This window comes from Bacillus sp. ISL-7 (genome assembly GCF_018613065.1).
The window spans coordinates 15,243-40,795 of the sequence record NZ_JAGGQW010000051.1 but is presented as its reverse complement, the minus strand read 5'-3'; the positions used below and the strand labels follow the sequence as shown (position 1 = coordinate 40,795).

The window sequence follows — 25,553 nt, the reverse complement described above, 5'->3', positions numbered from 1 at the left end:
ATATTTCGCTTTGTGACAGATGTTTGTTTGCGGAAATACCAAGTTTGTTTGCGAAACCGATAAAACCTCCTCTAACACTAGTTATCTCTAAATAAATTTCCGATTCGTCCACCACTGCAATACATTAATAATAAGTAGCATCGTAAAGGAAAAAATCAACATAACGGCTGCTATCGCTGTAGCACCGGCGTAATCATATTGTTCTAACTTGGTCATGATTAGCAGCGGAGTTATTTCTGTCTTCATCGGCATATTCCCTGCAATAAAGACGACCGAGCCATATTCCCCAAGCGCCCGGGCAAAGGCAAGCGCGAACCCCGTTAGTGCAGCTGGCAGGATTTCTGGAAAAATAACTTTTACAAATGTTTGTGATCGGTTTGCTCCTAAACTAGCTGATGCTTCTTCGATTTCTTTTTCCAAGCTTTGCAGGACGGGCTGAACGGTGCGCACCACAAAGGGCAGCCCGATAAATGTTAATGCTAATGTAATACCGAGCGGAGTAAACGCCACTTTAAAACTTAAAAACTGCCCAACCCAGCCATTTTCCGTATACAAGGTCGTTAAGGCAATCCCGGCAATCGCTGTTGGTAAGGCAAAAGGCAAATCAACTAGCCCATCAATGATTCTTCTACCAAAAAACTGATAACGTACCAGCCCCCATGCGATTAGTACGCCAAAAATAACATTAATAAAAGCGGCGAAAAAGGCGACACCAAAACTCAGTTTATAGGAGGCAACCACCCTCGGATCAGAAATGGTCTCCCAAATTTTCGGCCACTCGACGGTCATCGAATTAATAAATATCATGGATAATGGCAGAATGACAAGGATGCTTATATAAAACATCGTAAATCCGAGCGAAAGGCCGAATCCCGGCAGAACACTATTTCTTTTCACTTTTAAATTTGCTAAACGAGCCATGAGGTTGACCCCTTCCGGATAAGATACATGTAGGGCATCCCCATCACACCTGATGAAGGACACCCGTCTAACTAAACTACTTACAAAGGCTGATAAATCTGATCAAACGTCCCGCCATCATTAAAGTGCGTCTCCTGTGCTTTTTTCCATCCTCCAAAATCTTTGTCAATCGTCACTAAATTAATTTTTGGAAAGATATTTGAATACTTGTCAAGAATCGCTTGATTACGGGGGCGATAATAATTCTTTGCGATAATTTCCTGTCCTACATCACTGTATAAATAATTCAAATAGGCCTCAGCTACCTCTTTCGTTCCCTTTTTCTCGACGTTCTTATCGACCACAGCAACCGGTGGTTCAGCAAGAATACTAATGGATGGGACAACAATCTCAAATTTGTCTTTTCCTAATTCATTAAGTGTTAAGAAAGCCTCGTTCTCCCAGGCAATCAAGACATCACCAATGCCTCGTTCAACGAAAGTGGTGGTTGCTCCGCGGGCACCAGAATCTAATACTTCAACATTTTTGTACAGTTGGCTCATAAATTTCTTAATTTTTGTTTCATCCCCATTATATTTATCTTTTGCGTATGCCCAAGCTGCTAAGTAATTCCAACGGGCACCACCGGATGTCTTTGGATTTGGAGTTATGACTGAAGTTCCCTTTTTCGTTAAGTCGTCCCAATCTTTAATCCCTTTTGGGTTCCCCTTTTTAACTAGAAACACAATCGTTGACGTATACGGAGTCGAGTTATCCTTCAGCTTCTTTTGCCAATCCTTCGAAAGTAAGCCGCCTAAGTTTGCAATCTCATCGATATCATATGCCAATGCCAGCGTAACAACATCTGCCTCAAGACCATCGATGACAGCACGTCCTTGTTTTCCTGAACCACCATGTGACTGTTGAATGGTTACCTTCTGACCTTTTTCCTTTTCCCAATACTTAGCGAATTCTCCGTTAAACTCTTCATATAGTTCTCGGGTTGGGTCATATGAAACATTTAATAATTGGACAGGTTCTTTTGGTTTCGCAGCCTCTTGTTTGGTTCCCCCATCTTTTTTCTCAGTGCTTTGATTACTAGACTGACTGCTGCACCCTGCTAGAATAAGGGCGATAAGAATAAGTACGGTTGTGAATTTGTAAGCTAGTTTCATTTGTGATTTCCTCCTTTTTTTAAACAAAAAAGGCTACCTATTCTTAAGACTATCGCTTAAAGGTCGGTTGTCTGCTTTTCGGAGTTAAGATAAGTCCGGTGAGCAACAATCATCTCTCGCATAGTCTAGAAAATAAGTAGCCTTCAGTAGACTGATCGGCTAAATTTTTTAAAAATAAATCCAATAATAAGTGTGGTCACTTTTTGCAAATCATCTTTGTTATTTAGATGTTTTCTTATTTTGTGCAAATCGCGTTTTCTCTGTCTTATCAATTTGAGTGATCGTACCGTCATGAACGGTTATGACCACAGAACCATACTCCATACCCTTTAGTGTCGAAAGAATATATTTTGCTTTTGCTTGATCCACAATTGCCATATTTTTATCCTCCCTTAAACTCATAATATCACATAGGAATACTTGGTTTTATAGTCTAAAAAAAGACCCTTTGATTCTATTCATCTACCATAAACCTGAAAAAATACAAAATGACTGACAACAATGTGGACTCCACTTACTAATCGGATAGATCATGATTTGTCCCCCTTCGAATAAAAAAAGACTTATACCCTAATTAAGAGTATAAGCCTTTGGTTTTCCAATCAGCTAAATATTAAATTAATCGTTCTCTGAATCTATTTGAATTATTTACATTTTATTCTGACTTTTCCTACCTGTCAAGTGGGTTTTACAAAATAATTTCTAGTACCAGCTTTCCAAAACAATAAAGTACTAATCAAAAGTAAGTCGATACGCTTTCACAATGATGCCGTCATCCGCAGGTTCAAAATCGAATTGCGGTAACCTTTCAAAACCAAGGCGCCCGTATAGTCCCATCGCACTTTTCATAAAATCTGCGGTATGCAGGCCGATTGAATGACAGCCTTGCACTTTCGCTCGTCGAATACATTCTGAAATCAGTGCTTTTGCCACCCCATTGCCTCGAGCTTGCGGTATCACTGCGAGCATTCGTATTTCAGGATAATCCAACTCATCTATCAATCCTTCGTAGGCATCGGTTTTTGCAGGAAACAAGGCAACACTGCCTACTATTTTCCCTTCAATTTCAGCAACAATTCGTTCCACATCCTCCTGCGCATCAGCATCCGACGAGATTGCGTGTTTAAGAGCCTTCCAATGATCTTCAGGAATGTTTTGGGCATGTTCTTCATATGAGTTTACTCTTTGTTCTCGAATGAATGATGACTCATCCGCTGCAGCATTACGAATAATCATTTTAGCACCTGCTTCTAGTCAGTTTTTCTCAGTGTATTAAAAACTTTCCAACCATATTCCATAGATTTGGAAAATCAATTTTCTGGTTTATATACAAATTAAAACATGAGTATTTCTATCGGTTTTATCCATTTTAGTATGTAAAACTTTTATAAGTCAATAATATTACCTGACTTTATTTAAGATTCGGAATCATTAGCCCAATGAAAAAGGACATCTCCCATTTCAGAAGATGTCCCGTTTTCCTTATTTTAAGCTACCTTACGTTCCTGATAATTTTTAAGCTCATGGCCTTCCCATTTTGTAATAACAATTGCAGCCAAAGAGTTTCCGACAATGTTTACACAAGTACGAGCCATATCAAGAATACGATCAATTCCGGCAATAAATGCTAGCCCTTCTACAGGAATACCTACGCTGCCCAAAGTGGCTAGTAGAACAACAAACGATACACCTGGTACCCCAGCAATTCCTTTAGATGTTAACATCAATACAAGAACTAATGTAATTTGATGTCCAATACTCAAATGGATTCCATACATTTGCGCAATAAACAGTGCGGCAATCGCTTGGTAAAGCGTAGATCCATCTAGATTAAAGGAATATCCTGTTGGAATTACGAAAGATGTAATCGATTTAGGACAGCCCAATTTCTCCATTTTTTCCATAATTTTTGGAAGAACGGTTTCTGAACTTGCTGTCGTGTAACCTAAAATTAATTCGTCTTTTAAATATTTAATGAGGTGGATAATATTGAATCCGGCAATTTTTGCTACTAATCCAAGGACGACAAGGATGAAGAAAAACATGGATCCGTATACAACCAGGACTAGTTTCCCCAGTGGAATTAATGAGGTAATTCCAAATTTCGAAACAGTAACACCAATTAATGCAAACACACCGAATGGCGCGAGCTTCATGATTTGGTTTGTGACATAGAACATCGCATCGGCCGTACCTCGGAAGAAATTGATAATTGGTATCCCTTTCTCTCCAATCGCTGCCACACCAAGTCCAAACATAACAGAGAAGAAAATAATCGGTAACATTTCTCCGTTAGCTAATGATTGAATGATGTTCGTCGGAACAATATTCACAACAGTGTCAATCATGGAATGGGCCTCAGTTTTTTCGGCTGTACTTACATAGCTGTTAATATCCGTTTTTGTAAGTTTCGATTTATCAACGCCATCTCCTGGCTGAAACACGTTCGCAGCAAGAAGTCCAACAATGATCGCAATCGTGGTAATGATTTCAAAATAAAGCAGGGTTTTCCCGCCCAGTTTTCCTAAAGACTTCATATCACCAACACCAGCAACACCAACAATAAGGCTGGAGATTACAATTGGGACAACAATCATCTTAATTAAGCGAATAAATATATCTCCAATTGGCTGAAGGTAGCTTGCCACATGTGGATTTCCGTAAAAAACCGCACCGACAATAATACCAAGTGTCAGACCAATGAAAATCTGCCATGCTAAACTAATCTTCTTCATATGCATTTCCCCTTTTTTATAATATTAAAAAATTAATTACATAGAGGTATCAACTAAGAAGTACAATCTTTCAAATTTTTTATAAAATGAAAATTTCTATTTACTAAACAATCTATCTTTATTTTAATAATAATTCTTCTATTAAACAACATATATTTAAGTGGGAATTACTCTCATTTATGATATTGATATAGTAAAAACCATAGATACCAAGACTCCGCGCCTATTAATTGATTAGTTATTTCTTTCAGAAAATCCGCCATCAAATTGACATACATACCATTTTTACATTCGAATCAGTTAAAAAGTTGGTAACAAAACTTACACAAAAAGTCATTAGAAGTTATTCTATAAATAAAAAGAGAGAGGTATGCTCCCTCTCGATTTTGGCATTTTATTGGAAAATCCCCTATTAAAGGATATTGATTCCAGTCAAAAAAATAGAGCAGGAATCTCAAATCCCTACTCCGTCTTAATGACTACCTTAAAAACTCGAGTACCTTTTTAACTGCCGCCTCTCCCTGGTCGATACTGTCTGGAATACCAACACCTTCATAGGAACCTCCAGCTAGAAATACTCCGGGTAATTCCTTAGTCAGTGATTCCTTCACACTCTTCATCCGTTCAATATGACCAACATTGTATTGCGGCATCGCTTTTTTCCATCTTGTGATGATATGGAACAATGGTTTATCGGTTATGTTCATGGTTTTATTTAAATCCCGTAATGCAACATTTATAATCTCTTCATCTGATAAATCAACTGCCGCTTGATCATTTGGTTTTCCAACATAACAGCGTAATAAGGCCATATCCTTTGGTGTCGTACCAGGCCACTTCTTATGCGTCCATGTGCAGGCAGTTATTCTAAAGTCACTGTTTCTCGACACTAAAAAGCCTGTCCCCTCGATGTCCTGTTTAATTGCCGACTTTGGAAATGCCATGGCAACGTTGGCCACAGAATAGGATGGCATATCATCAAACGTGTGCATGAACGGATAATCAGAAAGCATTTTTTGTGCATGGAAATGTTCTGTCGCAATGACCACGCTATCCGCCTGTTCAACCGTTCCATTAGCGAAGGTAATCGAATAGTGGTTTTGATCTCTCACAATTTTTTCAACAGGGACTCCTTTCCTAACAGTTCCCTCATCCATCCGCTTGACCACTTCTTCAATTAACGATTCCAGACCGGTTGATAAGGAGATAAACATTCCTTTTTTTGAAGGTTCTCTTTTCGCTGTTTTAGGTGGGGCTGGCATCGTTTTTTTCAAGCCAAGCACAAGGCTTCGATGTTTTTGCTCCATATGATAGAACATCGGAAACAATGACATTAAGCTTAAGCGGTCGATATCGCCTGCGTAAATTCCTGACAGTAGAGGGTCGATTAAGTTATCCACTATTTCATCCCCAAGCCTTCTTCTGAAAAACTCACCGAGGGATTGATCTGCCTTTTCCTTTCCTTTTGGTAAAATAAAATCACCTGCTGCCCGTAGTTTTCCTAGTGGGGAAAAGAGTCCTGAGAACGCAATTGGTGTAACCTGTGTTGGGATACCCATAAATGCTCCCTCAGGCATCGAATGGATCCTTCCTCTAGCGTATATATAAGATTTCCCGGCTGTATTCGCGACCACTTTGTCTTCTAAGCCGACTTCTTTAATTAATTTAAGCGCACTGGCTTTTCGAGCCAGAATGGAATCGGGACCTTTTTCAATCATAAAGCCATCCCTCTTCACCGTGTGAATCACACCGCCAAAACGGTCACTAGCTTCATATAGCTTGACTTCAAGCGGCAGTGCTCTCTCCTTGATCTCCTTTTGCAGGTAGAATGCTGTTGCTAAACCTGTGATTCCTCCACCTATTATGACGACCTTCTTTTTCTCCATATCAAAAACCAGCTCCAGATAATTATTTTCAGAAAAAAATTCTATGTTGTATGAAAGTTAATTTGCTCACATTTTCACATATATATTTTTTTATAAAGGAGAGTGCGATCCATTCTCCTACATTTATCATTTTAAACTATTATATAAAATAAAAAGTAGAAATTTACAACTTGTACCAAAATGTTCACCAATGTATTAGCCTAGCTATCTATGAATAGCTTATTGATAAAAGGACTTTTCCATACCTTTTTCAAAGGAGGGATAAAAATGGGATATTATGTTAAAGTGGCACCTGAAGTGAATATATATGTTGAAGATGTAAATCGTAAAAGTAGTAAAACCATCCTCTTTGTCCATGGCTGGCCAGCCAATCATAAATTATTTGAATATCAGTTTAATGTCCTTCCTGCGATGGGATATCGGTGTATTGGGATCGATCTAAGGGGATTTGGCAAGTCAGATAAACCTTGGGAAGGGTACTCGTACAATAGACTTGCTGATGATATTCGAGAAATTGTTAAAGCACTTCGTTTACAGAGTTTCACGCTTGCAGGTCATTCTGTAGGTGGAGCGATTGTTATCAGGTATATGGAACGCCATAAGGGCTTTGGGGTATCGAAATTAGCCCTTTTTGGTGCGGCTGCCCCTAGTTTTATAAAGCGGCCAGGCTTTCCTTTTGGATTAGAGGCGAAGGATGTCAATTTACTACTGGGGCAGATTTATAACGATCGGCCGAAAATGCTCTCTGATTTCACGAACATGTTCTTCCATCAGGCGCTCACTAAACCTTTCTCGGACTGGTTCTTTCAATTAGGAATTGAAGCAGCAGGGCATTCCACTGCAGGCTTACTAAACTCCTTAAGAGATGAAACCTTATTTACAGATATCAAGAGAATTCAGGTGCCTACATTGATTCTTCATGGTCAACATGATCAAATTTGTTTGCCACCGCTGGCTTCCATCCTTCATCAGGGAATTATCAACTCTAAGCTTGTTTGGTTTGAACACAGTGGTCATGGTTTGTTCTGGGAAGAGCAGAAAAAGTTTACACAGGAATTGGCTAATTTTATTGGGTAAGGTGAAATTCTCTTTGCTAGAGTGACCTCATCATAAAGACAGCGCTTCTAAATATTATTAGTGGGAAGCGCTTGTTATTTCTGCTGATAGTAATCGATTAATAGAGTTAATAATTGTTATTCGGATATTTTTTTTGCAAAAATTGAACCGATTGGGTAATTAGCTCTTTTAATACATCGATATCAATATCAGCGGCCTTATTGATGTATACACACCCTTTTCCAGTTGTATGTTTCCCAAAGTCCTTTAGCAATTCCTCACGCTTTGTTTCACCCGGTGCAAAATACAAACTAATTTTTGCCTTTCGTGGCGAAAAGCCAACTAAAGGGGCATCTCCTTCATGGCCAGATTCATATTTATAATGATAGGAGCCGAATCCAATAATACTCAGCCCCCACATCTTTGCCTCATAACCTGTTGTTTCAGAAAATATATCTATTAGTTTATACGCATCCTCACGTTTTTTCGGGTTTTCGACATTTTCAATAAACTCGATCACACTATGATCGGTTTCTTTTGTTTTTTGCTGATAGCTCATTTTTTCACTCCTATTCTTCATATCAAATACATTATTGGTAAAAAGAACCAATTACAGACACATGTTGGACTTTTTCAAAAAGTAATAAAAAAAGAGAGTATCACTACTCTCCTTCTTCTACAACAACAAGGTAACCATGTTGTTGCGGGCCGTCCTCGTATACTTCGCGAGAGACTATGTAATAATTTTCTTTGTTCTGGTCTGTAATGACCATTTCACTCGGACTCTTGTCCACTGCTGCTGCTTCTAAGCTAAAGTATGGTAACCCCAGTTTTGAGTTATCAAATGACATGGTTATCCCCCATTTCTATCTTTTAACATGTACATTACCCATGAAAAGTATAACAAATTTCAGACATCAATGTGACCTGATCGTTTCTTTTTTATTTAATCTTATGGTAATCTCATTAAAGATAAAATCAAACGTTTCTGAAAAGAGGGATTATTATTAACGTATTATGGGATTTCGACGGCACTCTTTTTGATACCTATCCAGCACTTGTCTCAGGTTTCATCAACTTAAGCAAGCAAGACCTTGATCGCGATGAGGTTCTAAAATGGCTAAAAATTGATTCCAAAACAGCCTTTAAACATTATGGAATAGATGAGAAGCAGAGACTTGAGTATCAAACCTTACATAACTATTATTCAAAGACGGAAAGCAAGCCATTTGAGCACTTAGCGGAAGCCCTATCTTCTGTTGATCACAATATTATTGTTACGCACCGCGATAAGGAATCGACCATCTTTCTGCTTAAAAAATATCATTTAGACAAATACTTTAAAGAGATTGTTTCTGTTGAGGAACAAGGTTTTACAAGAAAACCCCACAGCTCCTCCTACGAATATGTTCTAAAAAGTCACTATATTGATTTGGTCGTCGGTGACCGTGACTTAGATTTAATTCCCGCTCGAGAATTAAATATTAAAACGTGTGCATTTCAAAATCGAAACATTGAAGCTGATTTTCATATCGACAGCTATGCCGATTTTATTACAGAAGTTCTTAACCCTCTTCAACAGAAATAGGTTGAAAGTTCTTTATTAATATTTTGAAACTTTATTGGACCTCAATCGTATATGTATACATAAGTTAGGTTTGTACGATTAAAAAATTATTATAGAATGGAAGATCTATATTGGGCTCGAATATTTTACTGATTGGACAGTATGCTTTTGAGATTTATTATTGGTTAATCTTAATATCTATTTTCAGTTCCTGGTTTCCTCAGTTTCAAGCAACAAAGATTGGTATCTGGATTGCCAAGCTTGTCGAACCATATTTAGGATTGTTCAGAAGGTTTATCCCCCCTCTGGGTCCGATTGACTTTTCCCCGATCATCGCATTATTTGCCTTTAGATTTATCAGGCAATTTGCTTTAGAAGGTCTCCGTCAATCATTGAATATCATCGGGGCATAAAAGCTATTAAAAAAAGGAGTTGCGCTGCAGCTCCTTTTTTCTATATCATCAATATCTCCCTGATATCCTCTTCAGTAAGAGTTGACATGACTTTCTCATCAGAATCGATTATTTCTTCGATAAGATGTCTCTTTTTATCTTGCAGTTCATTCATTTTTTCCTCGATTGTCCCTCGGGCAACCAGCTTGATGACCTGGACGATATTTTTCTGGCCCATCCGGTGGGCACGATCGGCTGCTTGTTCCTCGACAGCCGGGTTCCACCACGTGTCATATAAAATGACGGTATCCGCACTCATCAAATTAAGACCAGTTCCTCCTGCTTTTAAGGAAATGAGGAACAAATCCCGTTCACCGCGGTTAAAGCGCTCGCAGATTTCAACTCGTTCTTCAGATGGAGTCTGTCCATCCAGGTAAAAATAAGGCAATCCTTTCGCAGTTAACGCTCGGCCAATAAGATCAAGCATTTTCGTAAACTGTGAAAAAATTAATACTCTTCTTCCAGAAAGCTTTGATTCGTCAACAATCTGCAGGAGTTGTTCGAATTTCGCTGAATTCCCTTGATACCCATCGACAAACAAGCCTGGATGACAGCAAATCTGCCGCAAACGAGTCAAACCCGCTAGGATTTTGATTCTATTTTTTCGAATCGTGTCCTTGTCCAGATGCTTTAATGTGTCATGCCTTAGTTTCGCCAAGTAGGCTGCATACAGCTTTTTTTGTTCTGGGAGCAGTTCCACAGACTCCAGTGACTCCATTTTTTCAGGAAGTTCGGCAAGGACATCCTCCTTCAACCTGCGCAGTAAAAAAGGACGGATTCTCCGTGCAATGTTTTTCCTTGAAAGCTTACTATATTCCTTTAGCCCAAGGAATAGTTCAGGAAAGACAACATGAAAAATTGACCACAGCTCTTCCAAGGAATTTTCCACGGGTGTCCCCGTAAGTGCAAAGCGATGATGGGCCTGTAACATCTTTGCTGCACGGGCTGTTTGCGTCAACGGATTTTTAAAGGCTTGCGCTTCATCAAAAAACACCGTATGAAAGGATTGCTTCTCAAACCAACTGATCTCGCGGCGTAGTAACGGGTAGGAGATGATCATTACATCGATATCCTTCCCATCCTTCAGAAGCTTGGTTCGCTCTGCTTTTGTTCCATCAATGACAGCGGCCTTTACCTGGGGAGCAAATTTCCTGATTTCACTTAGCCAGTTATACGACAAGGATGATGGACAAACAACGAGGGCTGGCTGGTTATTTTTACGGATATCGGACTGAACGGACATGATAAATGCGATGCTTTGAATCGTTTTTCCTAGTCCCATATCATCGGCCAGTATCCCGCCGAAGCCGTAGTATGCCAGAGTCTTCATCCATTTAAACCCATGCTTTTGATAATCTTTAAGGATGGGCTCTAAACTCGTTGGCACCTCAAACTCCAACCGGCCTGGATTGTGAAGGTGATCAAGGAACTGCCGAAAGGATTCCTCTAACTTAAACGCATCACTAACCTCAACCGCATCAAGAAGTTGAAGACTCTGCTCAATTGGTAAATCCAAACCACTGGCGAGATCCTTATTCTTTGCTAGTGGTGAGTAAAGAAAACGCTGAATTTCATCGAATTCTCTCGTCTGAAGCGAGAGCAGCGACCCATTAGGCATACGATAATATTTCCGTTTTTCCTCTAAAGCCGACAAAACTTCACGTATTTGTCTTTCAGGAATGCCGTCCATTTCAAATTTAAATTCAAGCCAATTGGTTCGTTCCTTTTTGACCCTCACCCTAACCTGCGGGCGAAATTCCCCTCTAGAAATCCGATTTCTTACAGCCGTCGTCGCATAAATTCGGACGAGCTTTTGGATCTTTGGAACGACATAGGTCAGAAAGTCATACTCCAGTTCTTCATTATGAAGAAAATATCCACCATCTGTCTTGGCAAATGAGCTATCCTCAAAGAGCTGGAGGATTTCATCTTCCTTTTCTACATCACGGATTACTAAAGAGCCAGATGGGAGATTTCTACTTTCCAATGGATTAATGATCCAATTTTCGTAATGAAATTCGAGTCCCGCCAGCAAGCGGTTTTTGACACGATCCAAGTAGAGTTTGGCCACGAGTGGTGTGTTCATCAATTGCTTCGTAATCGTTTCTGCAATCGTAACCTGTCCTAGTTTTTTTAATCCTGGCGCCACTTTTTCCAGAAAAAACCGGATTTTCTCTTGCGGAATGGGAATTTGATTGGTCCCTGAGGCATCCAACATCTTTTTCAGATCCGATAGGCGTTTATAGTCCTGATCTTCTAGTTGTTTTACTTTCCCTTCGTATAAAACGGAATGATAGGCACTTAAGAAAATCATCCGATGCAAGTTTTTAACCTTCAGTTGATAACCGTTTCCTACCGCTTTTGTAAAATCAAACTGTAATGGCAGTGATTCGGCTGATAAGTGCAGACCTTGAAAGGTATGTCCCTCAGATTTCACCTTCACATAGGGAATTTTTATGAGCAACGGAAGCATCCGTTCCCAAGAGGATGATGGAATGAACAGCATCTGATGTTGATTGGTGTCAGGCACCACATCCACATAAACCTTTTCATCCCGTAGTACTTGGATGAGCTGCTCCAAAATGGCATTGGTTTCTTTTTGAAAGCAATGGAGATTTGGATCGTATTGGAATGAGCTCGAAAGTGGGTAAGTCTTTCCCGTACTTACCCGCCCCAAAAACATTCGGATATTTTCCACCTCAGTTGATGCGACGGTCATTTCGATAGCGAATAGGTATCTTCCCTTGCCAACCTCCATGGGTTTACAGGTAAACTCGATATCAAGTACATTTCTTTTTTCAAAATGGAGTTGATGACTGCTTGAGCGGACAGGCTGATCCGTAAAAAGTGTCAGTAACCCTTCCGTCAGATCCTGGTTAGTTGAATTGGGAACCATCGGGATGGTTCCTTTCTGCTGGTGCTCGTAAATGGACAATAAAACGGCGGCAATATGCTGACAATCCTTTGTAAAAGAGGCTAACTTCGGGCAGCTGCATTCCGTTAAAATATCATCGTTGCCATCCGCTTCGATTGTCACATGGAAGACTTCCTCTCCTGTTACCGTAGCTTGACAACGGTCAGGTCGATATTGTTCAAATGTGACTTTATTCGTTTGATAAAAATAATCTCCTCGTTTGAAGGAGACAGTGCCACACATTTCTTTGATGAGTTTTTGATTTAATGGGATGTTCACGTGTCCTGCTCCTTCCTGAGTTTCTGCACCAATTAAGATATAGAACATTATAGCATACGTACTATTTTTTATAATTTACTTCAACATAGTAATAGGAAGGAATGATAAGATAGTTGAAGTAAAAAAAGCGTCTGCCATTTATTTCTGAATGGCAGACGCTTGAAATATTAAAAGCCTACGCTCATCGTATCCGGATGGGACCCAGCACGGCTATGTTGATTCAATCCATCAATTTTGTCCATATCCTCAGTGGATAATTCGAAATCAAAAATATCCGCATTTTCAATAATGCGATGTTCTTTGATTGATTTTGGAATTGTAACCACTCCATGCTGTAAATCCCAGCGTAAGATGACTTGAGCAACAGATTTATTATATTTATGCGCAAGATCTTCTAGAACCGGTTCACTTAGAAGCTGCCCTTGTTTTAAAGGAGACCATGCTTCCAGTTGAATTCCTTCATTTTTACAATAGGCAAGAAGCTCTTTTTGGGATAAGTGCGGATGGAACTCCACCTGATTTACCATCGGTTTAATCTCTGCAGAACTGATTAAATCTTCTAAATGGTGAACCTGGAAGTTACTTACGCCAATCGCGCGCACACGCCCCTCTTTGTAAAGTTTTTCAAACGCCTTCCATGTTTCTTTATATTTTTCTTTTCCTGGCCAGTGAATTAAATAAAGATCTAAGTAATCAAGTCCAAGTTTAGTAAGACTTGTTTCAAACGCATTTAACGTTGATTCATATCCCTGTTCGGAATTCCAAAGCTTTGTCGTAATAAACAGATCCTCACGGGGAACGCCAGAATCCTTAATCGCCTGACCTACACCTTCTTCATTACCATAAATAGCGGCTGTATCAATGCTTATGTATCCGTTTTTGATAGCAGCTTTAACAGACTGAATAACCTCTTCCCCTTCGGTTACTTTAAAAACGCCTAATCCCACCCATGGCATCTTTACTCCATTGCTTAATGTAGTCGTGTCTTTCAAAAATGTCGGCATCGTTTATTCCTCCTTTATATAATTCATTGTATCAAAAAGCTGGTATTATTTTCATTTTTTAAAATATGGCTCTGTTATACTTGGCTGTTGATTTCAGCTACAATCAACATGGGCCAAAATCAATAATGAGCTACATAGCCTAAAATATAGAAAAACAAAATTATAATCCTCTTGCCGCTTGAACTTTTTCGATATACTGTTTTGCATATTCGGTGATTTTGTCAAATTCCCCTGTTTTAGCCGGTGCCACTAGATTACCGCCTACTCCAACAGCCACACAGCCATTTTTGATCCATTGGTCCACGTTGTCTAAATCGACACCGCCAGTTGGCATAATGTTTACTTGTGGAAGCGGAGCTTTTACTGTTTTGACAAACTCTGGACCAAATGCACTTCCAGGGAATAGTTTCACGATATCTACCCCCGCTTCTAATGCATGTTTCATCTCAGTGATCGTCATACAGCCAGGCATATAAGGTACTTGATAGAGATTACAAAGGGTTGCTATTTCCTGATCAAATGCAGGACTGACAACAAACTGCGCCCCCGCCAAAATCGCAATCCGTGCTGTTGCCGCATCAAGGACCGTTCCTGCACCAATCACTACATCTTTATTATGTTGATAAAGGGTTGCTAATTCTTTAATTACTTCATCTGCGCCTTGTACGGTAAAAGTAACCTCAATCCCTTGAATACCGCCTTCTACACAAGCTTCGGAAATGTTAACTGCCTCTTCCTTTGAATCTGCCCTTACCACGGCTACTACGCCACATGCTGCAATTTTCGTTAATATATTCATTTTTTTCATCATGTCAGTCACTTCTCTCTTTTTTTGAATCGTTATTTTCCAATAGTTTTAATTAAATTTACAAAAGATTCTCTATACCGTATCATATAACAGAACAGTGTTTTAAAATCGTGAAATGAATATCACTGAAAAAGAGGTAGAAAGAGATGTCTAATGTTCAATCACTTGAAAGAGCTCTAACTATATTAAATAAGCTATCTGAATATCCAGATGGTATCCAGATTACACGACTATCGGAGCAGGTTGGACTAACAAAAAGCACCATTCATAGACTGTTAGCTACGTTATCGAGTATGAATTATGTCGTGAAAGATGAAGAAACAGACAAATATAAACTTGGATTACAAGTCCTCTTTCTTTCGAGAAATCTTTTAAATAACTCAGATATTGTAACTGTTTCGAAACCGTTTCTAGAAAAATTATCACAAGAAGTCAACGAAACCGTTCATTTATGCATCGAAGACCGCGGTGAAGTTGTCTATATTGATAAAATTGAAAGTACGCAAACGATTCGCATGTATTCCCGGATTGGAAGCCGTGCTCCCATGTATTGTACCGGGGTTGGAAAAATATTACTTTCAGGCAAGAACCAGGACGAATTTAACGAACTCATTTCAAATATAAATTTCATTCCCAAAACACCTTCCACAATAACCTCTAAGGAAGAATTTATTGAAGAAATCGAAAAGGTTAAGAGCCAAGGCTATGCATTAGATAATGCCGAGAATGAAGTAGTCTTAAGATGTATTGCTGCTCCAATCTTTGATCATAAAGGAAAGATTATTGCGAGTTTTAGTATTTCTGGACCAAGTAATCGAGTAACAATGGATCTGATCAACGATACATTAATTGAAAAAATGAAACAGTATAGTAAAGCTATCTCAAGAAATCTTGGTTATACAGAGAAGCACTAACATACAAAAGTAAAGGAAACCAAAAATCGGTTTTCTTTACTTTTGTAGTACAATTAATGTTAACCCTTGACCAGCGATTCTCCCATAAAAGCTTCTAATTTGTCTCTATCAGGTAAACCATCGTTATCTCCTGGAGACATAACTGCAAGTGCACCGATAGCTGCCCCGCGTTTTACCGCTTCCATGATGGGCAGACCTTCCAATATCCCGCTGACCACCCCGACAGCAAACCCGTCACCAGCACCTACCGTGTCAACAACTCTCTCTACATGGAAACCATTAGTGTAGAATTGCTCACCGTCTGAGCTTGTGAATGCACCTTTTGCCCCGAGCTTAATAACAACTGTTTTTACACCGGTTGCGTGATAATAATCAGCAATTTCTTGGACGTCTTGTTTACCCGTTAACAGCTTTCCCTCTTCGATGCCTGGAAGAACAATGTCTGCTCGGCAGGCCAGGTCGTTAATGACTTGAGCCATTTCTTGCTTGTCAGCCCAAAGGCCTGGACGCAAATTAGGATCATAAGAAATTTGCACGCCTCTTGCTCGTGCCTCTTTCATTATTTCATATACCATCTCTCGGCAACCGGCGGACAATGCAGGGGGAATCCCTGTCAAATGAATATGGTCAAAGCCATCCCAGTTCAAATGAGCGATCGTTTCTAGATTCATATGTGAAGCAGCAGAATTCTTTCTAGCTGAAAACACTTCTGGATCACCGCTTACTACCTTTTCCTTCCACTGCATACCTGTTAAATAGTTCGCATCATACGTCACATACATGGTATCAATCGCATTCTGCTGAAGAAAATTTTCTATATTTTTCCCAAACGGGTCCATTCCCAATTGGGTGATATATGTAACCGGATGCCCTAAACGTGACATACCAATGGAGAAGTTGACCTCAGCACCTGCAACAAAACGGTCAAAACGCTCTGTGTTCTCCAATGAACCTTCTTTCTCCGCTACAAAGAGTGCCATAGGTTCTCCTACAGTAATAATTCTACTCATACGGATCAATCCTCCTATTAATTGAAAGAGAGACATACAAAGAATATGTCTCCCTTGATTTGATTATCAAGCAGTGGCTTTGTTTCCTTTATGTACACTTGGTCCATTGTTTTTCTTTTTCATATGCTGGGACCAATAGGCCGTAAGGATAGGTACTAATATGGATGTTACAATTACCGAAGCTGCACACAAAGCAGTAGCCGATTGCGCAATAGGAAGAAACTCTGGTTTCATTGTGGCAATGATCATTGGATTGGCAACTGCAGCTCCAGCTGTACTAGAAGCAGCAAGTCCTGCTGTACCGTTTCCGCCACCGATAAATTTATCAGCCAGGATTAATGGAATCCCAGTGATAACGATTACAAGAAGACCTAATAAAATTCCAGCAAGACCTGTTTTTGCAATTACTGTTAGGTCAATCGAGTTACCGAGGGCAAAACCAAAGAATGGAATCATTGTGTGTGTTGCTTTACTGAAAAATTCACGGAAATCTTTATCCAAGTTACCAAGTAGAAACCCTACTAAGAAAGGTAAGACAGCGCCTACAAATGCTTGCGGTTGAAATGCCGCTAAACCAGTTGAGCCAAGGATTAACATAGTTACTAGTGGACCCGATTCAAGTGACATTAGTACAAACGCACCTGCTTCTTCTTTGGAACCGTACTGCTGCATAATTGAAGCATATAGACCGCCATTAGTCATATCCATACATGCAATCAAAGCAAGAACTGAGAATCCAGCAAAAAAGCCTGTTTGAATTCCACCATCCGGGATAAACATAGATGCAACGATCGCAACTACCCATGCGACCGCTATCTTTGTTACGACAAGTGTTCCTGATTTTCTTAAAACCGTACCTGTCGCTTTAATATTAATACCTGCACCCATACAGAAGAACCATACGGCTAAAATTGGTACCGTACCGGTCATTAAACCATTCGTAAATGAACCGAAATATTCACCAGATTTTGGTGCGAGAGTGTGAATTATCGCCCCTAAAAACAATGGAACCAGCATTAGACCACCAGGAATCTTTTCAATCGTCTTCATAATTTTCATAATTTGCATACCTTACCTTTCGGTTTATGATGGGTAATTTTCAAGCAAAAAAATTGAGACATGCTGTGTTATGTTCCTGAATCAAATAAAGCAAAGGCGGCTTTGATTTACAATATAACTTGAACCGCCTTTAGCTTAGGTAATAACCCTGATTAACGGGCTAACCAACCACCATCGACTGCTAGAATATGTCCATTCATATAATCGGAGGCTTGACTAGATAAGAAGACAACTACCCCCATAAGATCTGATGGATCTGCCCATCTGCCAGCTGGAATACGTGAAAGAATTTCCGCGTTCCGTCCTTCATCCTCACGAATTGGTGCCGTATTAGCGGTAGCAATATACCCTGGTGCAATCGCATTAATTTGGATATTGTAATGTCCTAATTCGTTTGCAAATGCTTTTGTAAGACCCGCCACCCCATGCTTACTTGCTGTGTATGGAGGAATAAATTTACCACCTTGGAAAGACAGCATCGATCCGATATTGATAATTTTTCCGCATTCTTGCTTCGCCATTACTCTAGCAACCTCTTGACTTAGAAAATAGACTGCGTTCAAGTTAATATCCATGACCGCATCCCAATCTTCTTGTTTGTATTCTAGTAATGGCGTGCGACGGATCGTTCCTGCATTATTCACGAGGATATCTATTTTCCCATAAACATTCAGACACTCAGAGACAATATTCTTAATATTTTCCCTTACCGTTAAATCGGCCTGATGAAAGTGGACTTTCCTTCCTGTCTCTTCAATAAGAGCTCTGGTTTCTTCCCAATTGGTATCGTGGGAAACAATAAATAAATCTGCTCCGGCTCTAGCTAATGCGATCGCATATCCTTGGCCAAGACCCGTATTTCCTCCTGTTACAATCGCAACCTTATCTGTTAACTTAAAAAAATCTAGTGAAAAATCTCTTAAACTCATTTATTAAGCACCTCTTCTTTTATGTTTTAATCTAGCAGTTTATAAGTTATCTCAATTGGTCCATGGATACTTGATCCATGTCATTATAGGTTTTATTCTCTCCCGCCATGGCCCAGATAAAAGTATAATTGCTAGTTGCTCCGCCACAATGAATCGACCACGGCGGTGAAATAACCGCTTGTTCGTTCTTCATCACAAGATGACGCGTTTCGGTTGGCTCCCCCATCATATGGAACATTCTTGCATTTTCATCTAAATCAATGTAGAGGTAAACTTCCATTCTGCGGTCATGTGTATGAGTTGGCATTGAATTCCAAACGCTTCCAGTATTTAATTGCGTCATTCCCATAACCACTTGGCAGCTTTGGATTCCCTCGTTATGGATCATGCGGCGAATCACTCGGTCATTTGCATTCTCAAGGGTTCCTAAGCGATCACCTTCAATATCCTTAAATGCTACGTGTTGAACGGGATACTCTTTATGAGCTGGTGCAGAGAATAAATAAAACTTGGCTGGACTTACGGTTGATTCACTAGTGAAGAGTAACTCTTTTTTCCCTAAACCAACATACAAGCAATCTTTGTTGTCCATTTCATAAGTCTCACCATCAACGGTGATTTTCCCGCTTCCACCAACATTGAAAATCCCAACTTCTCTTCGTTCTAAGAAGTATTCTGCCTTAATTTCATCATAGCCCTTTAATGAAACTGCCTCTCCCATTGGTGTGATGCCACCTACAATGGCACGGTCTTCCATCGTATAAACTAGCTTAATTTCACCTGGTACAAATAACTCTTCTATCAGATAGTGCCTGCGAAGTTCTTCTGTTGTAAATGTCTTTGCATGATCGGGGTGTGTCGAGTACCTTGTTTCCACATTCTACATCTCCTTATATTTAACTGAAATCAGCTTTTTATTTTTGTTCCACATCGTGGTACGTTGTTTCATAATTTAATTATAGCGTTTTCATTTCCAAATGGCTATAGTTAATTTGACAAAAAGATGAATTTTAATTTTTGTAAAATTTTTTCCAAAAAATCCGAAAACGTGTTGTATTACTATTTGGGTCATAGATTAAAATGTAGCCCCCCTTCTCACATTTTGGTAAAATCATGTAAAAACGTTTGGAGGGTTCATCTTGATTACCTATCCGCATTTGAAAAAAGGAGTAACCGCACCCTCTTCAGGGGTTCCGTCACAGCTACATGAAGTACTTAAACTTGGATGCAGCCGAATGGAACAAAGAGGCTTCACGGTGAGCTGTGGGGAAACTGCTTGGACTCAAAACAAGGCAAAATCAGCCCCAGCGCTAAAACGTGCGGCTGATTTTAATGCCATGATGTGTGACAATGAAATTGACATCCTTATTCCGCCGTGGGACGGCGAATTATTGATTGAGACTCTCAAACATATTGACTTTGTAAATATAAAAAATAAGTGGATATTAAGATACTCAGATATTAGTGGATTATTACTAGCTATTACCTTAAAGACAGGTATAGCTACAGCGCACGGGACAAATTTTTTAGATCTACGAGGGGAATTTATGGATGAGGTTAGCTGGTGGTTTGAAAACTGTTAGAACTGATGTTTGGCCGGAGTGAAGCGAATAGGTCTGTGGAAAACTATACGATGGAGGATGTCTATCAAGACCTTGCCGATGAGCTTAATATCCCAATTATTTATGATATTGATTGCGGGCACCTCCCAACACAAATCACCTTCATCAATGGTGCTAATGCGGAGGTGAAAGTCTCTGAAAGGAAAGGAACCGTCTTACAATTTTTCCGGACTTAATTTATTTGTACTGAAAAAGCAGGGCTCTTAAGTCAAGTTTAGACCAATCAAAAGTAAGCCATATTCTAAGGAAAAACTCAAATTAGGAGGATTACATGTTTATATCCTATCCCATTTTAGCCGCCCTTTTAGGAATGTTTGTTGCCCAATTTGTAAAAATTCCGATACACTATTTTGCTTCAGGAGAATTAAGATGGAACTTGATGTTTAGCACTGGCGGAATGCCTAGTTCTCATACAGCTACAATTATTTCATTAACTACTGCTATCGGTTTAACTTCAGGACTCCATTCTAATGAATTTGCGATTTCTGTGATCGTTTCACTAATTGTCATGCATGATGCGACCGGAGTTCGAAGACATGCAGGCTATCATGCAGAGGTATTAAATACATTGTTAGCTGATTTTAATCTTTTAATTGACACCTTAAAAAACCCGAAGTTAAAGAAAACAGAGTCTAGAGAAAAGCTGAAAGAATTATTAGGCCATCAACCGGCAGAAGTATTTTTTGGATTGATTACAGGAATCATTGTTGGTGTGCTGACCTATCAGTTCTATCCGTTTAACTAGTCATTTTAGAGTGTGTTCTAGGTTAAATTTGGCTGTTGCCATGACAGCCAAATTTTGCACCTACTCTATCAACCTAAAAGCATGGAAATTATATAATCACTGCCGCTTACGATAAGGACGCTTTGCCCCAATCCACTCATTATACCAGTGATAACCCTCAAGACATTATTACTCATCCTATATTTCCTTTTCTGTGTCCAACCATCAAGAACCATCGGGACATTTAAAAGGAGTCCGAGCCATAATGACAAATGTATACCCGCAATCAGCAAAAACGGGAAAAATAAATAGCCTAGCAAGATACCCGTACATCTTGCACATAAGGGGAGAGTATACCCCTTAATCGTAATACTCCGAGACTTCATCCGATGACAAGGAACGATATCTAGCAATCTCATTTTTTTAATTACAATCCGGCCCACAATCCCCATCAAAGTCCGGAATACAATCACAGTCTGGAGTCCAATCGTATTTCTTTTTTCGATGTTTCTTTTTTCCATAATAAATCAAAATAAACAGCAACAGTAGTATTCCGGCACCAATAGCAATGGCCCCGACTGTTACTGTACCTTTAATTAATAAAGTTGTACCCACGACAAAACAAATAATCATCGCCGTTAAAAATAAAAAAAACATCCCATCACCTTTGTCATTTGGACTTTTATCATTTAATCTATTCCTGACTCCTTATCCATCCACTCAACTTTATAGAATTCTATCATTTTATTTCGCCTTTGAAGAGGAACTTTCCTTCTTCCATTTAACTTGGTATTGCAAATGAGAAAAACCGGCAAAGACTGGTGTGAGCTTGACGGTTTTTTGATGTTTAAGCTTCGATTGGTAGAGAGTTCATTGATTTCTTTCTTTTAAAATATCCTGAATGATTTCCATATGAAAAGCAGCCCATGCCTTTTCTCGAAAATGAAGGATGACACTTAAAGTTAAAATCATCAAATATGCAACCCCAAATATTGCCCAAAGTTTGCTTCCATCCTTGAAAAGGAAGTCCATCAAAGGTTTGGAAAATAGAAACAAAAGCCATGGGACAGAAGAAACAAAAATCGGTATAATCCCAGATCCATTCTTTTCCTTGATCATTCGATAATTAATTAATTGCAACATGCTGCTATCAAGTGATTGATACAGTCTTTGAACCTCTTCAATTTCTATGTATTCCCTCATATGTTTGGTGGATTCACCGTTGTTTATGGCTTTGTTAAGCCGAAGGTAAACTTTATGCGCATCGCCTCGAAATGAAAACATATCTTCTTACCTTCCCTGCTATTTTTTATATTATTTTTCGCGACTGACAGGATAGTATGTAAAAAATAGAGAAATAGAAAAATGAATTATTTTTGCTTGTAACAAATTGGTTGTTAAAAAGACTTATAATTACAAATAGAGGTAAGGAGGATGAATTATATGAATTACAAAATTATTGAAAGAGACAGTTTCCAAGTTATCGGAATCAAGCGAGAGTTATCATGTGCAAATGGGGAAAACTTAATGGAGATCCCCAAAATGTGGGCGGATGTTCATGCAGATGGAACCAACGATTTATTACTCCAATTGAATAATGGGGAAATTAATGGCGTCCTTGGGGTATGTGTCGATAAACGAGACACTCAGCAGCAATTAATGGATTACTGGATTGTAACGGAACATAACGGTGACACGCCAGAAGGTTTTTTGAATCTCGAGATACCCGCTTCAAAGTGGGGAGTATTTGAAGTTCACGGCCCAATGCCCGAGGCAATCCAGAAAGTATGGAAACAAATATACTCTGAATGGTTTCCCTCTAGCGATTTCAAGCATGCAGGCACACCTGATTTAGAAGTCTATCCAGCTGGAGATCCCTGGTGCCCTGATTACTACTCTGAAATCTGGATTCCTTTAAAATAATTTATTCATACGCTTGTTCACGCTTTCCAGGAAAACTTCCCTTTATTAAAATTAATGAACGATTAACATCTAGTTCATATTTTATTAATATTTTAGCGTTATAGTACATATTAGAGGGGATAGCACGCGTGGCTATCATGGTATTTGGCGTAGGTGGAGCCGGTACCTTAGGAAGAGCACTAGTTAAACAGCAGCTCCCTTAAATATGTAAATCTTTGACTCACTTGTTTGATACATATGAAAACCCAACAGGAGTGCACCTCTTTAAGAAGGAGGTGTACTTTTTTTATTGCCTGTTTCCGTTATTAACGTTGGTATAACTCATTAAAAATGATATTTGGTATAAAATTACACTTGCGTATTTGTTTATTTTTGATTATTTAACGACTTTTCTCTTCATTGGGCGAATTTCTGAGTTTTATGAGCGAATTTTTGGGTTTTATGGGCGAATTTTTGAGTTCAATGGGCGAATTTTAGGTTTCAATGAGCGAATCCAGCTTGAGGTATCGCTTTGAGCACTACAGGTAGTGGTAACCAAAATAAATACTGCAAAAAGCTCGGGGACATATTGTCCCCGAGCCCTCATTATTTACCTATAAATTCCTGTGTCCAGTAATTACCTTGTGATACATAACCAACACCGATATAGTTGTAGTTCGGGCTAAGGATATTCTTACGGTGACCTTCACTATTCATCCAAGCCTTGACTACTTCTTCAGGAGTTCGCTGTCCCATCGCAATGTTTTCACCTGCATATCGGTAGGTGATGCCGTATTTTTTCATCATATCAAACGGTGAACCGTATGTCGGGCTTGTATGGCTGAAGTAGCCATTTGCAGACATATCACGGGATTTTTCATGGGCCATTTTGCTAAGTGTTACATCCACTTTAAGTGCTGGTAAACCATTTTTTGCCCGTTCTTGATTGGTCAGATCAACTACTTTTTGCTCATAAGCACTTAACGAACTTGTAGTTGGTGTTGAACTTGGTGGTGTCGCAGTTACCGGTTGTTGCTGCACAGGTTGTGGTGTCGCTGTTTGAGCAGGCTCCTGAGTTGGTACGGTTTGATTTGGTTGAGCCGGAACAGGCTGCTTTACTGTATTATGTGAAAATGAAAATCCTAAACTAGTAAGATATTTTTGGATTACACTATTAATCTCATTCATATTAGTCCCTTGGTAAACATATACCTTTTCCTGCACGGAAGGGCTAGTAGTGGCAGCATGGGCTTTATTTAATACCGGATTTGACATCATTAACGTTGCCGCAGCAGCTACAGTTAGAATTGCTTTTTTCTTCATCATCGTTTCTTCCTCCTGTTTTGACAATTTGCCGATCTTTCGCAAATTCATCGTAACATATGATTTTTGTCATATTTGAGGAAGGATTTTACAGAAGTGAAATACAATTGGTTCTTTTGATAGATTCAAATCAATTAATCTCCTGATACTCCAAGTCTCTCGTGTCCATGATAAAAATTGAATTTTCTTCTCATTATTAACTAGATATCGGAAAAATTACCAATAATTATATAGTTAAATGGAGTTGACAACTCTTTAAACAACCACCTTTTTTAACAAATATTTCAGACAAGTATCGTATTTTACATTTATTATTTATGGCTAATCACTGCGGTAATTGCTTCATTACCAGTTAATACACTTACCATATTATCGGCAGCTAAATGAGCCATACTCATTCTTGTTTTCACACTGGCACTTCCAATGTGAGGCAATGTAACCACATTCGGCAGAGATAATAATGGATGATCAATTGGAACTGGCTCCTGTTCGAACACATCCAGCCCAGCAGCCCAAATCTCCCCATTCTTCAATGATTGAAATAAAGCATCCTCATCGACAAGACCACCTCTAGCCGTATTGATCAAGATGGCATTTCTTTTCATTAGGGACAAATCTTCTTTTCCAATTAGGTGGTGTACCTCGGCGCTATAAGGTAACAGAAGGCAGACAAAATCAGATTGCTGCAACAAACCCTTCATTTCCCTGTAGTGAATCCCTAGCTTTTCTTCTTTTTCCGGTTTCCGTGTCCGGTTATAATAGAGAACATTCATATCAAAGCCCTTTGCCCGCTTGACGAGCGCTTCTCCAATTCTTCCTAATCCAATAATCCCTAAGGTTGCACCATAAATATCTTGTCCAGTCATCTGCATAAGGGACCATGCCCCCCATTCCCCACTGCGCAGGAAATCAGATGACTCCACGACTCTGCGTGCAGTCGCCATTAATAGGGCAAACGTTAAATCAGCTGTCGTTTCGGTTAACACGCCAGGGGTGTTGGTTACGACGATTCCCCTCTTAGCAGCAAAGTCAATATCGATATTATTATAGCCCACTGCTATGTTACTAATAACCTTTAACTGTTTGGCTTTACTTAGGACCTCTTCATCTATCTTTTCTGTTAGAAGGCAAATAAGCCCATCCACATCTTCTATTTCTTTTAGTAAAACATCCCTTGGAACAGGGACATGTTCCTCGTGCCACATTCTCACCTGAAAATGATTTGAAAGTTTATCGATCATATCATCGGGTAGCTTTCTTGTAATATATACTGTTCTTTTCAAATCGTCCTCCA

26 protein-coding genes and 1 pseudogene are annotated in these 25,553 nt (G+C 39.3%); 7 read left to right on the top strand and 20 right to left on the bottom strand.

All coding sequences use genetic code 11. The features are described from left to right. Nucleotides 1–87: 87 nt before the first annotated feature. The 6 genes from cysT to hemY form a co-directional block, all read right to left on the bottom strand. Nucleotides 88–921 (bottom strand): sulfate ABC transporter permease subunit CysT, encoded by an 834-nt coding sequence (gene cysT / locus J7E66_RS21740; RefSeq protein ID WP_215003695.1) that lies wholly within the window; start codon nt 919–921, stop codon nt 88–90. Nucleotides 922–1,001: 80 nt separating this feature from the next. Further along, nucleotides 1,002–2,075, bottom strand: coding sequence for a sulfate ABC transporter substrate-binding protein (locus J7E66_RS21735; protein ID WP_215003693.1), 1,074 nt, complete (start codon nt 2,073–2,075; stop codon nt 1,002–1,004). A 219-nt stretch (nt 2,076–2,294) separates the two neighbouring features. Further along, the gene (locus J7E66_RS21730; protein ID WP_215003691.1) at nt 2,295–2,453 is read right to left on the bottom strand and encodes a YezD family protein; all 159 of its coding nucleotides are present in this window, start codon (nt 2,451–2,453) and stop codon (nt 2,295–2,297) included. A 354-nt stretch (nt 2,454–2,807) separates the two neighbouring features. After that, nucleotides 2,808–3,311: a GNAT family N-acetyltransferase gene (locus J7E66_RS21725; protein ID WP_215003689.1), complete on the bottom strand. Its 504-nt coding sequence runs from the start codon at nt 3,309–3,311 to the stop codon at nt 2,808–2,810. A 251-nt stretch (nt 3,312–3,562) separates the two neighbouring features. Continuing rightward, nucleotides 3,563–4,810: a cation:dicarboxylate symporter family transporter gene (locus J7E66_RS21720; protein ID WP_215003687.1), complete on the bottom strand. Its 1,248-nt coding sequence runs from the start codon at nt 4,808–4,810 to the stop codon at nt 3,563–3,565. 479 nt (nt 4,811–5,289) lie between these two features. Continuing rightward, nucleotides 5,290–6,696: a protoporphyrinogen oxidase gene (hemY, locus tag J7E66_RS21715; protein WP_215003685.1), complete on the bottom strand. Its 1,407-nt coding sequence runs from the start codon at nt 6,694–6,696 to the stop codon at nt 5,290–5,292. 267 nt (nt 6,697–6,963) lie between these two features. Here hemY and J7E66_RS21710 point away from each other — a divergent pair, with 267 nt between their 5' ends. Then, entirely contained in the window at nt 6,964–7,773 is an 810-nt protein-coding gene (locus J7E66_RS21710; protein WP_215003683.1) for an alpha/beta fold hydrolase, read from the top strand. A 106-nt stretch (nt 7,774–7,879) separates the two neighbouring features. Here the strand turns inward: J7E66_RS21710 and J7E66_RS21705 are convergent, their stop codons facing one another. Together J7E66_RS21705 and J7E66_RS21700 are read right to left on the bottom strand one after the other, a co-directional pair. Next, entirely contained in the window at nt 7,880–8,311 is a 432-nt protein-coding gene (locus J7E66_RS21705; RefSeq protein WP_215003681.1) for a DUF1801 domain-containing protein, read from the bottom strand. Between the two features lie 103 nt (nt 8,312–8,414). Further along, nucleotides 8,415–8,603: a hypothetical protein gene (locus J7E66_RS21700; RefSeq protein ID WP_215003679.1), complete on the bottom strand. Its 189-nt coding sequence runs from the start codon at nt 8,601–8,603 to the stop codon at nt 8,415–8,417. 137 nt (nt 8,604–8,740) lie between these two features. On the opposite strand from J7E66_RS21700, the gene J7E66_RS21695 reads away from it, so the two are divergent. Together J7E66_RS21695 and J7E66_RS21690 are read left to right on the top strand one after the other, a co-directional pair. Further along, a complete protein-coding gene (locus tag J7E66_RS21695) occupies nt 8,741–9,340 on the top strand; it encodes an HAD hydrolase-like protein (protein WP_251033076.1) in 600 nt (199 codons plus the stop codon). 110 nt (nt 9,341–9,450) lie between these two features. Further along, nucleotides 9,451–9,732, top strand: a complete 282-nt coding sequence (locus J7E66_RS21690) for a YggT family protein (RefSeq protein ID WP_215003677.1) — start codon at nt 9,451–9,453, stop codon at nt 9,730–9,732. Between the two features lie 40 nt (nt 9,733–9,772). On the opposite strand, the gene J7E66_RS21685 is transcribed toward J7E66_RS21690, so the two are convergent. The 3 genes from J7E66_RS21685 to J7E66_RS21675 all read right to left on the bottom strand — a co-directional run bounded on the left by J7E66_RS21685 (nt 9,773) and on the right by J7E66_RS21675 (nt 14,776). Then, the gene (locus J7E66_RS21685) at nt 9,773–12,964 is read right to left on the bottom strand and encodes a DEAD/DEAH box helicase (protein ID WP_215003675.1); all 3,192 of its coding nucleotides are present in this window, start codon (nt 12,962–12,964) and stop codon (nt 9,773–9,775) included. Between the two features lie 167 nt (nt 12,965–13,131). Next, a complete protein-coding gene (locus J7E66_RS21680) occupies nt 13,132–13,968 on the bottom strand; it encodes an aldo/keto reductase (protein ID WP_215003673.1) in 837 nt (278 codons plus the stop codon). 160 nt (nt 13,969–14,128) lie between these two features. Further along, nucleotides 14,129–14,776, bottom strand: a complete 648-nt coding sequence (locus tag J7E66_RS21675; RefSeq protein ID WP_215003719.1) for a bifunctional 4-hydroxy-2-oxoglutarate aldolase/2-dehydro-3-deoxy-phosphogluconate aldolase — start codon at nt 14,774–14,776, stop codon at nt 14,129–14,131. A 146-nt stretch (nt 14,777–14,922) separates the two neighbouring features. Here J7E66_RS21675 and J7E66_RS21670 point away from each other — a divergent pair, with 146 nt between their 5' ends. Continuing rightward, nucleotides 14,923–15,690, top strand: coding sequence for an IclR family transcriptional regulator (locus J7E66_RS21670; RefSeq protein WP_215003671.1), 768 nt, complete (start codon nt 14,923–14,925; stop codon nt 15,688–15,690). A gap of 59 nt (nt 15,691–15,749) precedes the next feature. Here the strand turns inward: J7E66_RS21670 and J7E66_RS21665 are convergent, their stop codons facing one another. From J7E66_RS21665 to kduI, 4 genes are all read right to left on the bottom strand, one after another. After that, a complete protein-coding gene (locus J7E66_RS21665; RefSeq protein WP_215003668.1) occupies nt 15,750–16,700 on the bottom strand; it encodes a sugar kinase in 951 nt (316 codons plus the stop codon). 66 nt (nt 16,701–16,766) lie between these two features. Further along, complete coding sequence (gene kdgT / locus J7E66_RS21660; RefSeq protein ID WP_215003666.1) at nt 16,767–17,759, bottom strand: 2-keto-3-deoxygluconate transporter; 993 nt, start codon at nt 17,757–17,759, stop codon at nt 16,767–16,769. A gap of 152 nt (nt 17,760–17,911) precedes the next feature. Next, nucleotides 17,912–18,688 carry a 2-dehydro-3-deoxy-D-gluconate 5-dehydrogenase KduD gene (kduD, locus tag J7E66_RS21655; RefSeq protein WP_215003664.1) on the bottom strand — a complete coding sequence of 259 codons (777 nt, stop codon included), beginning with the start codon at nt 18,686–18,688 and terminating at the stop codon, nt 17,912–17,914. A gap of 46 nt (nt 18,689–18,734) precedes the next feature. Then, nucleotides 18,735–19,565, bottom strand: a complete 831-nt coding sequence (gene kduI, locus J7E66_RS21650; RefSeq protein ID WP_215003662.1) for a 5-dehydro-4-deoxy-D-glucuronate isomerase — start codon at nt 19,563–19,565, stop codon at nt 18,735–18,737. Between the two features lie 262 nt (nt 19,566–19,827). On the opposite strand from kduI, the pseudogene J7E66_RS21645 reads away from it, so the two are divergent. Together J7E66_RS21645 and J7E66_RS21640 are read left to right on the top strand one after the other, a co-directional pair. After that, a pseudogene (locus J7E66_RS21645) lies at nt 19,828–20,486 on the top strand (LD-carboxypeptidase). Nucleotides 20,487–20,581: 95 nt separating this feature from the next. Further along, the gene (locus J7E66_RS21640) at nt 20,582–21,055 is read left to right on the top strand and encodes a divergent PAP2 family protein (RefSeq protein WP_215003660.1); all 474 of its coding nucleotides are present in this window, start codon (nt 20,582–20,584) and stop codon (nt 21,053–21,055) included. 68 nt (nt 21,056–21,123) lie between these two features. On the opposite strand, the gene J7E66_RS21635 is transcribed toward J7E66_RS21640, so the two are convergent. The 3 genes from J7E66_RS21635 to J7E66_RS21625 all read right to left on the bottom strand — a co-directional run bounded on the left by J7E66_RS21635 (nt 21,124) and on the right by J7E66_RS21625 (nt 22,318). Beyond that, complete coding sequence (locus J7E66_RS21635; RefSeq protein ID WP_251033075.1) at nt 21,124–21,420, bottom strand: DUF2085 domain-containing protein; 297 nt, start codon at nt 21,418–21,420, stop codon at nt 21,124–21,126. A gap of 37 nt (nt 21,421–21,457) precedes the next feature. After that, the gene (locus J7E66_RS21630; protein ID WP_215003725.1) at nt 21,458–21,691 is read right to left on the bottom strand and encodes a hypothetical protein; all 234 of its coding nucleotides are present in this window, start codon (nt 21,689–21,691) and stop codon (nt 21,458–21,460) included. A 213-nt stretch (nt 21,692–21,904) separates the two neighbouring features. Further along, nucleotides 21,905–22,318: a hypothetical protein gene (locus J7E66_RS21625; protein WP_215003657.1), complete on the bottom strand. Its 414-nt coding sequence runs from the start codon at nt 22,316–22,318 to the stop codon at nt 21,905–21,907. A gap of 159 nt (nt 22,319–22,477) precedes the next feature. Between J7E66_RS21625 and J7E66_RS21620 the strand changes: the two genes are divergently transcribed. After that, nucleotides 22,478–22,957, top strand: coding sequence for a GyrI-like domain-containing protein (locus J7E66_RS21620; protein WP_215003655.1), 480 nt, complete (start codon nt 22,478–22,480; stop codon nt 22,955–22,957). A gap of 585 nt (nt 22,958–23,542) precedes the next feature. Here the strand turns inward: J7E66_RS21620 and J7E66_RS21615 are convergent. Together J7E66_RS21615 and J7E66_RS21610 are read right to left on the bottom strand one after the other, a co-directional pair. After that, complete coding sequence (locus tag J7E66_RS21615; RefSeq protein ID WP_215003653.1) at nt 23,543–24,259, bottom strand: CAP domain-containing protein; 717 nt, start codon at nt 24,257–24,259, stop codon at nt 23,543–23,545. Nucleotides 24,260–24,570: 311 nt separating this feature from the next. Next, nucleotides 24,571–25,542: a 2-hydroxyacid dehydrogenase gene (locus tag J7E66_RS21610; RefSeq protein ID WP_215003651.1), complete on the bottom strand. Its 972-nt coding sequence runs from the start codon at nt 25,540–25,542 to the stop codon at nt 24,571–24,573. Nucleotides 25,543–25,553 lie beyond the last annotated feature (11 nt).